The organism is Bradyrhizobium sp. UFLA05-89, assembly GCF_059803475.1.
Genome location: NZ_JBANBA010000037.1, coordinates 63,263 through 73,230 on the forward strand (window position 1 = coordinate 63,263; position 9,968 = coordinate 73,230).

Genomic DNA, 9,968 nt, shown 5'->3' on the forward strand with positions numbered 1-9,968 from the left:
TGACGCCAGTTCGTGGCGCTTGATGCCCCGTGCTTTGGGGCGAGGAACCAAAGCCCAAAAACCCGGTCCCGAAATACGCTGAAGGGTCCCGCGTACCCGAGCAGGCGCGCCCTATCAGTTATCAGTTGAGCCCCGGTGATAGTTTAAATCAACGACGACACCGCGCAGACCTTGAGGACGCGCACAGAAGGCTCCTGTTGAAACCACGCCCGCCGGAGACTGCACGCGTCACAGCGCGCACCGCACGGAAGCATGACATGCTGCACAAGGCCCGCCCTGCACATTCAGCGCGCGAGCAGGCCACCGTCGGGCGTTGGCCGCACCGACTGTCGGTATTGAGACCAATGTCAGCAACTTGACGCTACATATCGCTACGAAGTGCCTGCAGAGCCTGCCGAATTCACTTCGGCACGCGGTTTGCTTTGTTCACGACATCATCACCAACCGCAGTGCGATGATCTTCGGGACGGACTCGGCGCGCGCCGCCGTTAGCGTCTGGCCCGCCCCGACGCTTTGCTGCGGCGATAACTTAAGGCGCTCGGTCGTGGACCGAGAAAATGCAGGGAAGTGTTGGATGCGATCTAGAGTTCTTCTTTTGTTAGCCGGTGCAATTGCGCTCGTTGCAAGCGGTGCAGCGAATGCAGCAGACCTTGCGCCAGAAGTGAAACTGCCCATTGCTGTGTGGAGTTGGTCGGGAGGCTATATTGGCGGGCACGTCGGCGGCGGCTACGGCCGAACCTCCTTCAGCAATTCGTACGGTCCGTCAATCTATGGTGACGTCGTCGATACCCCAGCGTTCTTGGCAGGCGGCCAGATCGGTTATAACTGGCAGAATAACGGCTGGGTGTTTGGCGTCGAACTCGATGCCAGCGGTGCCGTCTCCGACGGTACAAATACCTGCCTCGCCGCCTCCGGCTTTATCGTGAGCGCAAACTGCCAGGCAGGTCCCAACGTCTTTGCAACCGGGACCGGTCGCATCGGTTATGCGTTTGGCGCGCTGGGCCACACGCTGGCCTACCTCAAGGGAGGCGTGGCTTGGCAAAACAATCGCGGCGACGTCGTCAACAATTTTGAAGACGGGGGGCCACAGGAGAAAACCCATTTCGACTATGGTCGGGTCGGTGGCACCATCGGGCTAGGCGTTGAGCAAGCGCTTACGCCTGCATGGTCGGTCAAAGTCGAGTATGACCATCTGCATTTCGGTGGGCCAAGTGTCGCGACTCCTCCGACGGTGCAAAATCCGCCATTCGCAATTCTTCCAGCGAACACAATGTCCCTGTCCAGCAACTATCACATCGGAAAAATCGGACTGAACTACCATTTTGGCTCCGACCCGTGGACGCAGTGGTCCGATGCACCGCTGTACGCGAAAGCACCTGCCGGCACGCCGCCGATTGCTTACGCCGCCGGTTGGTCGTTCGAAGGCGGATCGCGGCTCTGGCTCAGCCGGGGACGATTCCAATTTAACAACAGCGCAGTGCCCTATGGTAGGCTTGAAGACCCCAACATTCTTGTATCAAGGCTCACCTACCACGGCCTCGACGGGCTTTCCGGGGAAGCATTTGGCCGTGTTGATAGCCCGTGGGGAGTGTTCCTGAAGAGTAACGTTGGCACTGGACGCTTCAACAAAGGAAACATAAACAATGAAGATTGGGGCATTTCGGAGGGGGCGAAGCCGCTTTCCTACATCAACAATATGTCCGGCCAGGCAAACGGGAGGTTCACCTATTACACGGCCGACGCTGGTTACGATTTCCTGCGCGGCGCCAACTACAAGGTCGGCGGATTTATCGGCTGGACCTACTATGAACAGAGTTCCGACTCGAGAGGGTGTCTACAGATCGCCAATCCGTTGACTACATGCTTGCCTCCCGGCGACGATAGGGTCATTGGCAGCCAGAATACTCAGTGGAATGCACCTCGGCTCGGCCTCAGCGCCGAAACCATGCTCACCGAGCGTTGGCGTTTGAGCACGGACGTCGCTTACCTGCCCTGGACCGATTTCAACGGGCGTGACCATCATCTGTTGCGCCCAGCAACTACCATCGTTGAACAACGCGGAAATGGTGGCGGCGGCGTCCAGATTGAAGGCGTGTTGTCCTACTTCATCACCAAACACTTCAGCGTTGGCGTCGGCGGGCGCTATTGGGCAATGTGGACCAAAACGGACAGCCCATGGACATGCACAGGCTGTAGTGGCCCGGGAATCATTAGTCCAACTCAGTTTTCGAAGTTCAGCATGGAGCGCTGGGGTACGTTCTTTCAGGCGTCCTATCGGTTCGATTGAAAAGATCAGCCAAGCTCCAGGCCAGTTCGACGCCATCCTGAAGCTTGGTAGTGACACCGACCTCGGCGCCCGTTTGACGCCGATTAAATCGGCATGTAAGGACTCATCCGAGCCACAAGCTGATTCCACCCATACGACGCAAACTAGCTGAAACCACGGCCTTGATCCGAGAACGCATGGACTTGGCATGGACCTGTGCTGCATCACAGCGCAGGCTCGTGAGTTGTTGCTCGTCGACCTCGCTGCAAAGAGACGGTTTCGTCCTATTTGTACGGCATAGCTACCCAGTAGCCACACCTGCGCTCTAGATTCCTTTCTTGCTAGTCGGCCGTTAACAAGCCGGATTGAGCTGGGCCTGGCAAGCGAGCGTTCGCCATGGCAATCCCAGGAACAGGCGCAACAATTCCCTGAACCAGGCGAGGATGCGGCGCAAGTTGTGGCCGACGGCTGAGAGAATGACGTTGGCGGCGTCGCCGGCGCGGCCTTTGAGGTAGCAGCGGCCGAGATGACCTTCTGCTTTCATGTGTCCGATGATGGGATCGATGGCGGAACGGCGGCGCAGCTCGCGCTTGATGATGCCGAAGACGCCGCGCTTCTGGCCAGAGATGAAGACGCGACGGGGATTTTGCGCGTCGTGACCGCGGTACCCCTTGTCGACATAGGCCCGCTCGATCGGACAGCCAGTGAGTGTCTCGGTGCGGTCGATGACGTTGCGCAAGGTGTGACCGTCGTAAGGGTTGTCGGGCAGCGACCTGGCGTGCAGCACGAACAGCCCACCGGGAGCTCGGCGGTTGTTGGTGACGATGGAAGCCTTCACGCCGAATTCGTAAGGCGCAGCAGCCTTGCCTTTGCCGATGCACTCCACCTCCGGGGCATGGAAGGAATAGAGCTTCCAGCCGCGCTGGCGCTGCTGCTGCGAGCGGATCTGCGTGGCCCGGCCAAGCGACAGGGCGAACGCCTTCTCCAGTGCTGGCTGGCCCTCGATTTTGCGACGGATGTCGCGAATGATCCGACCCAGCCGGCTGCGCAGGATACGCAACTGCCGCTGATGCCGCCCGATTTGTTTGGCATGAGCGTAACGACCCGCCATCATCGCGGCTGCCTCGGCCACGCGACAATAGGATTGCCGCAGCCTGACGCCGTGCTGTCTCGCCAGACGGTTCAGCCCCCTGATGGCTGCATGCAAGAGTTTGGCATCGGTCGGAAAGGTGATGGCCTTCGGTTGCACCGTGGTGTCGACCGTGACCCGCTTGAGGTCCTGGCTGCGCAACGCGCCGGCCTCGTGCGCCACCCGCAGGCTCTCGGCCAGCAGCAGCTCCAGCTTTGTTTGGCGTGCTCAAGCTTCAAATCCCTGCAATCTCCAACGCCACAAAATCCCAAAAACAGACTCTAGCTCAATCGCTTAGAGGCTCGTTCACGGGCAACTGACAGGCTGGGAGCGATTGGCGCATTCACGGCCGTGCCGTAAGTCAGTCTTACTCGAACTGTCCCAGCCGTGACTTCCACTTCGTGAGCATTATTGCATTTCCTAGCGTCGGGAACGCCCCAAGTGACCAGAACAAGTTCGAGCAAACAGGCGGACTTTCTTGTCATCGTCCGTCATACTCGGCCCAAGCATCAGATGTTTCATAGACCCGGACGCACGACATCTGCTGGAATTTGCGATGCAATCTTTCCCAAATCCAAACGGCAATGTTTTCTGCCGTAGGATTCTCCAATCCCTCAACTTCATTCAGGCATCGATGATCGAGTGCATTCATGATTTCGACGAAGGATGCCTCCAGGTCAAAAAAGTCCACGACGAACCCGGTAACGGGATTTACTGGTCCATCGAGCTGCAGTTCGACCCGATAGGAATGCCCGTGCAGGCGGCTGCACTTGTGTGTGGCCGGCACGTTGGGCAGACGATGAGCCGCCTCAAAATTGAACGCTTGTGATATTTTCATCGGTCGCGCAGTTGCTTTCAGGCTTGGGGCTCAGCCGCGGCCGAGCGGCAGCATAACAAAGACCTTGAGCAAGTTCCGCGGTCAGCTTCGACTTCAATCGACCTTGGCTGCCTTGGCATAGGTTTCCCGCGAAACCATAGGAATCGCGCCTCCACGGGTCGGATCCGCGAAGGTGCCACCCGCCGAAGCATAGTCCCTACCAGTGCGACGCTCGAGTACGATGCCCATCGCCTCGATGTTCGGAATATCCGTCTCCCGCAACTCTGGCATCATGGGCTTGCGGGCCAGCGCCGCCTCTACGTAAGGTGCGAGTTCCTCTTCTTTACGTCGGACGCGCTCGTCTTCTCGTTCTTTCAGTGCGGGCATGACCTCCTTGGCAAACAGCTCGAGCGCCTCGCAGATATGTTCGTGCTTGTTCATTCCGCATTGCTGGATGAAGATCATCTGGTCGATACCGACATCTGCATACCCCATGAGGTGGTCACGAACGCTCTGAGGCCGACCGATGGCTCCCGAACCTGGTGTCTCCTTCACGTCGTCCTTGATGGCTTGGAAGCGCCGCCACAGATTCGTACGTCCAGGACGATGGACGCCATATATCGCGTAATGTGCGATCGAATATCCGAAAAACTTGAAGCCGTCGATTCCGCGGCGCATTGCTTCTTCGGCACTGTCATGAACCATCATGCCGTTGAGCGTTGCAATATTGGCGTTCACCGAATGACCAATGGGCACGCATTCGTCAGACTTAATGATCTCATAGTATTCGTCGCGCCAGATTTTCGCTTGAGATGCTTCGACAAAGCCAAAGACCAGCGCCCCTACCCCATGACGCGCGGCGCGTAGAATGCTGTCGCGCCTCGAACACGCCATCCAGAGCGGTGGATGCGGTTTCTGAACCGGCTTTGGCACGATGTTGCGGGGCGGCATTTTGAAGAATCGCCCCTCGTATCCCGGATATGGCCGCATGGCCATCATATTGGCGGTTTGTTCGACCCCTTCCCGCCACATGGCAGTCTTCTGCTCGGGCTCTATCCCAAACCCCTGCATCTCAATGAGAGACGCTGATTCTCCAGTCCCCCACTCGACACGTCCTCCCGAGATCAGATCAAGCGTCGCGAGGCGCTCGGCCACCCGCGCCGGGTGGTTGTAGCGCGGCGAGGCAAGACAAATGCCGTGGCCAATACGGATATTCTTTGTGCGTTGTGAAACCGCACCCAGAAACACTTCGGGTGCGGACGAGTGAGAGTATTCCTCCAGGAAGTGATGCTCGACCTGCCACATATAATCAAATCCGAGCTGATCGGCGAGCTCGATCTGCTCCAGCGCGTTGCCGAACAATTTTTGCTCGCCACCACTGTCCCAGGGTTGCGGCAATTGGTGCTCATAGAACACTCCAAACTTCATCTGCTCTCCTCTGTTTCGCGGACACGGTTCGCATCATCGCACCATCGATCCCCGACCAAGGGCGCGCCCTGCAATCCGCACTTTCGCTTCGTCTCGAGCGCCTGGAAGGGCCCTCACTTACTCGCGGTTCGACCGACCTGCTAGAATGCTCGCGGTCCCAACCAACGAATACGCAACCGCTCAGAGGCCACGTCTTCACGAGGCGGGCTATACTGGGGCTACTCCAGAAATCCGAAGTTGGGTAAAGAACGGCGCCCAAGAACGGAGCCGATAGAGATTCTGCTCTACCAGAGCGTCCGCGACATTGATTCGGACCAACTGGCAGGTTTCATCTGAACTCCTCGCGCGACTACAACATGATCATTGTCGTGATGACACTGTTGCTGTCTGCCGAGCAATCGGCATGCCACAAGTTGGCCTGTAGGCCACGATTGAAGGAGGGGAAAAGCAAGGGATTGCAACCCGCCGGTGGAAGAGTTCGACCCTATTGTCGTGTTTCAGACATGGGCATTTTTACGCAAGCCACAGCCAAACACGACAAGTCCAAGCACCGCATTCCGACAATTTTGAGCGTTCACCCTTGGGCCGACGCAGAAACGGCACGATCATCATTCACCACTGACATTGCACACACCGCCATCTAGATGTGGGACGGCAGGAAACGCGCCTCAAAAAAAACACGTGGGATGCAGCGGCTCAAAAGCTTTAAGCCAGCATCGCGTCAGGTGAGTTTTAAGCACGACACCGCGTAGGGCTAGCGCGACAAAGAGTGGGACCATAATGAGACTTTTTCTGATTTCCTCTTCCGTTCTGGCCATGTGCTTCCAGCTCTCGGAAGCATATGCTGAACAAGTTTTGGTCTCGCAATCCGGACACATGGCCTATCGTTCAGTTCAGGAAGCCGTGGACGCGCTGCCCGCGCGAGGCGGTGACATTTTGATCGCGCCGGGGATCTATCGCGAGAAGGTCAAGGTTGGCAAATCCGGCGTTCACATCAGAGGCACTGGCAAGAAGCCAGGGGACACGGTGATTGTTTACGGCGACGGCGCGATCAAGATGGGCGGAACCGTTCATTCCGCCACTGTGGACGCATCCGGCGATGACTTCCGGCTCGACAATCTGACGATTCAAAACGACTATTCCTTGAATCGGGCCAATCCTGCTTCGCAGGCGGTGGCACTGTCTATCACAGGAGATAAGGACGTTATCACCCGAGTCTGGCTACTCGGCGCACAGGATACGCTATTTGCCAACAAGGGGCCGAACGGCCGAACAACCCGGCAATACTTTTCGGACTGTTACATCGAGGGACATGTCGACTATATATTTGGCAATGCCAAAGCCTATTTCCATCGTTGTCAACTGCACGGCATCGCCAATCAGGCTGTGGTCTATACCGCGCAAAGCAAGGACTCGCCGGACGAAGACAGCGCCTACGTGTTCGACCATTGCATCCTCACCGCTGATCCCGCCGCACGTGGCATCGCCCTCGGACGTCCTTGGCGTTCTTACGCTACGGTGATCTTCTTATCCACGGAGATGAACGCACCGGTTATCGCAGAAGGCTGGAGCGAGTGGGATCGCGGCAAAACCGATAGACTGAAGACAGCCTACTATGCCGAATACCGATCTACCGGTATCGGTGCCAATCCCAAAGGACGGGAATCTTACTCCCATCAGCTCTCAGCCAGCGAAGCCAAGCAATGGTCGCTCAAAGCGTTCTTTGGTGATGATAGGACCTGGCTGCCGAACTTATCGTCGAGATAGGAACGATGGGACGCTTTTGCACACAGTCTACCGCCGCGCCGTTCTGCTGACTTATCAATGTCCAATTCTTGATCTGCCGCGCACACCTGTGCTGCAGACCCATCGTCGTTTACGAGCCGCTTTACCACTTCGTCAGCTTCTCGGGCAGCCAATCATGTCCCGCTAGGTGGATGGCACCTACATAAGCCGGCCACATTTAGTGTGCCTGCTATTCTGCTTCGGTCAAGCGCGGATTCTTCAACGCAGCAATGAGTACTATCGAGGCGCAAGGCTGTTCCTGTTCCTGGTTTTGCTTGGTGGTTGGCTGAATGCCTTTGCGCAGCCTTCCCATGCAGTAGACGATGGCGGACTCGCGGCACCGCGCAATGGCGGCCACACCCCGGAAACCGCTGCATCTACATTTTCAACCTGCCAGACCGCGCTATCGGCAAATCGCACATCGTCCAGCGCAATCTCAAGAGCATGGCCTCGGTCGAGCCCGTGCATCACAAGCGCACCGTCACCGCCGCGCACGTGGCGCAACGCGATCTGGCGGTAGACCGGAATTTCGTTGCCGTGCGCCTGGATATCATAACGTGTATCGAAATAGATGGGCCATCGATTGCCGCGCAGGCACACATTCTCATAGGTCACCCTCTCCACCAGGCCGCCTCGGCTGACATCGCTCTTAATGCGCAAGCCAGACGTCGTGCCATCCAGAGTGAGGCCGTGCACCAGTATGTCGCTGACACCTGAGCTCACTTCACTCCCGATCGACATGCCGTGTCCCCAGCCGAAATAATTATCGATAATTGAAATATGGCGGGCGGGACCGTTGCTGCCGGCTTTGATAGCCACGTTGTCGTCTCCAGTGCGGATCTGACAGTGAGTGATGGTCACGTCCTGGCTGGCGCCAGGATCGATCCCGTCTGTGTTGCGGGCATCGGCCGGTGTATCGATTGTGACACCCCAAAAAGTGGCACCATCGACCCGGTTCATCGCCACGTGGAAATTAGCAGAATTACGCAGCGTGATGCCGTGAAAGGTTATGTCCTGAGCATGGTCGATCTGGATCAGGCGCGGGACGTTCTGGTTGCCGCCCTCAGCTTGCGCGCGCCGGGCAAGTTGCCACCAAGTCTCGGTTGTGCCGGCGATGAGCGCGCCGCCCTGCCCGTCGATGATGCCGTCGCCATAGATACCGCCCCCACGTGTTTTGGAGAAGCTAATGAACGGCCGGCAGCCGTCGCCTTTCCCTTCGATGCGGCCGCAATTTCCGAAACCTTTGTCATACGCCTTCGGTTGAGCAATAGCGACAAGCGCGGCATCGCGCTCGATCCACAGGGTCACTCCAGATTTCATCTCGAGGGGGCCCGACAGGAAGGTCCCGCCTGCCAAATAAACCGCCGAGCCAGACGGACAGCGAGCAATGGCGTCTTGGAGCGTGGCCGTATCGTTTTCACTCGACGGCACTAGGCGAGCACAGACATGATTAGGTGCAACAGGCTCGGCGACAATGCGGCGATCTTTGGCCTGTGCGGCGGGACCCATGGTGGCAAGCATGAGCAGCATGGCCCAATAGTGCAAACGGACTAACATGAACGATCTCTCAATTTGCTGCGCAACCTAGGCCAACTGATCTGCTTCAAAGCCGAACGCCACGCCGGCTCTAGCTGTCAGTCATGAACGGTTTAGGCATGTTCCAGCCGTGTCCGAAGACCAGACGCGATCGATCGGTGCCGTCGTGCTTATTCGACAGTTACCGACTTGGCGAGGTTGCGCGGCTGGTCGACATCGGTGCCCATCACCACCGCCGTGTGATAGGCCAAAAGCTGCACGGGAACGACATATACCAGCGGCGTGAAGGCAGCCGCCATGTCGGGCATGACGATGGTAACGAGCGAATCGACCGTCGCCTCCGCCGCCCCCTTGGCGTCCGTCATCAGGATGATGTTGCCGCCGCGGGCGGCGACTTCCTGCATGTTGGAGACGGTCTTCTCGAACACGCGATCGTAAGGCGCAATCACCACAACCGGCATGGTCTCGTCGATCAGCGCGATCGGCCCATGCTTGAGCTCGCCGGCCGCGTAGCCCTCGGCATGGATGTAGGAGATCTCCTTCAGCTTCAGGGCGCCTTCGAGCGCGAGCGGGAAGCTGGTGCCCCGGCCGAGATAGAGCACGTCGCGCGACTTGGCGATCCTGTGTGCAAGCTTCTCGATCTGCAATTCGGTGGTGAGCGCGTCCGCCATCAGGCGCGGGATCTGGACCAGGCCGTGCACGAGCCTGGTCTCGTCGTCCTCGGACAATTCGCCGCGCGCCTTGCCGGCCGCGACCGCGAGCGAGGCGAGCACCATGAGCTGGCAGGTGAAGGCCTTTGTGGACGCGACGCCGATCTCGGGACCGGCGAGCGTCTGGAGCACCGTCTCGCTCTCGCGCGCAATCGTCGAGGTCGGCACGTTGACGACGGCGAGCGTGTGCACGCCTTCGGCCTTGGCATAGCGGAGCGCAGCGAGCGTATCGGCGGTCTCGCCCGATTGCGAAATGAAGATCGCCAGATCGCCCTTGCGCAAGGGAGACTCGCGATA

Annotated in this window: 6 protein-coding genes and 1 pseudogene; 2 read left to right on the forward strand and 5 right to left on the reverse strand. The window is 58.3% G+C overall.

What is annotated here, in order from left to right; all coding sequences use genetic code 11:
• Positions 1-313: 313 nt before the first annotated feature.
• Positions 314-2,287, forward strand: a complete 1,974-nt coding sequence (locus SO139_RS20685) for an outer membrane beta-barrel protein (protein ID WP_498540525.1) — start codon at positions 314-316, stop codon at positions 2,285-2,287.
• Between the two features lie 331 nt (positions 2,288-2,618).
• Here the strand turns inward: SO139_RS20685 and SO139_RS20690 are convergent.
• The 3 genes and pseudogenes from SO139_RS20690 to SO139_RS20700 form a co-directional block, all read right to left on the reverse strand.
• Positions 2,619-3,611: pseudogene (locus tag SO139_RS20690) on the reverse strand (IS5 family transposase); the annotation flags it as partial.
• 265 nt (positions 3,612-3,876) lie between these two features.
• A complete protein-coding gene (queD, locus tag SO139_RS20695) occupies positions 3,877-4,233 on the reverse strand; it encodes a 6-carboxytetrahydropterin synthase QueD (protein WP_458194752.1) in 357 nt (118 codons plus the stop codon).
• A gap of 93 nt (positions 4,234-4,326) precedes the next feature.
• On the reverse strand, positions 4,327-5,640 hold the full coding sequence (locus SO139_RS20700; protein ID WP_498540526.1) for an LLM class flavin-dependent oxidoreductase: 1,314 nt from the start codon (positions 5,638-5,640) through the stop codon (positions 4,327-4,329).
• 780 nt (positions 5,641-6,420) lie between these two features.
• Here SO139_RS20700 and SO139_RS20705 point away from each other — a divergent pair.
• Positions 6,421-7,407 (forward strand): pectinesterase family protein, encoded by a 987-nt coding sequence (locus SO139_RS20705; protein WP_498540527.1) that lies wholly within the window; start codon positions 6,421-6,423, stop codon positions 7,405-7,407.
• A gap of 255 nt (positions 7,408-7,662) precedes the next feature.
• Here the strand turns inward: SO139_RS20705 and SO139_RS20710 are convergent, their stop codons facing one another.
• Both SO139_RS20710 and SO139_RS20715 read right to left on the reverse strand, forming a co-directional pair.
• Complete coding sequence (locus SO139_RS20710; RefSeq protein WP_498540528.1) at positions 7,663-8,982, reverse strand: glycoside hydrolase family 28 protein; 1,320 nt, start codon at positions 8,980-8,982, stop codon at positions 7,663-7,665.
• A gap of 149 nt (positions 8,983-9,131) precedes the next feature.
• Positions 9,132-9,968, reverse strand: an 837-nt coding sequence (locus tag SO139_RS20715) for an isomerizing glutamine--fructose-6-phosphate transaminase (RefSeq protein ID WP_498540529.1), incomplete at its 5' end; no start/stop codon positions are given.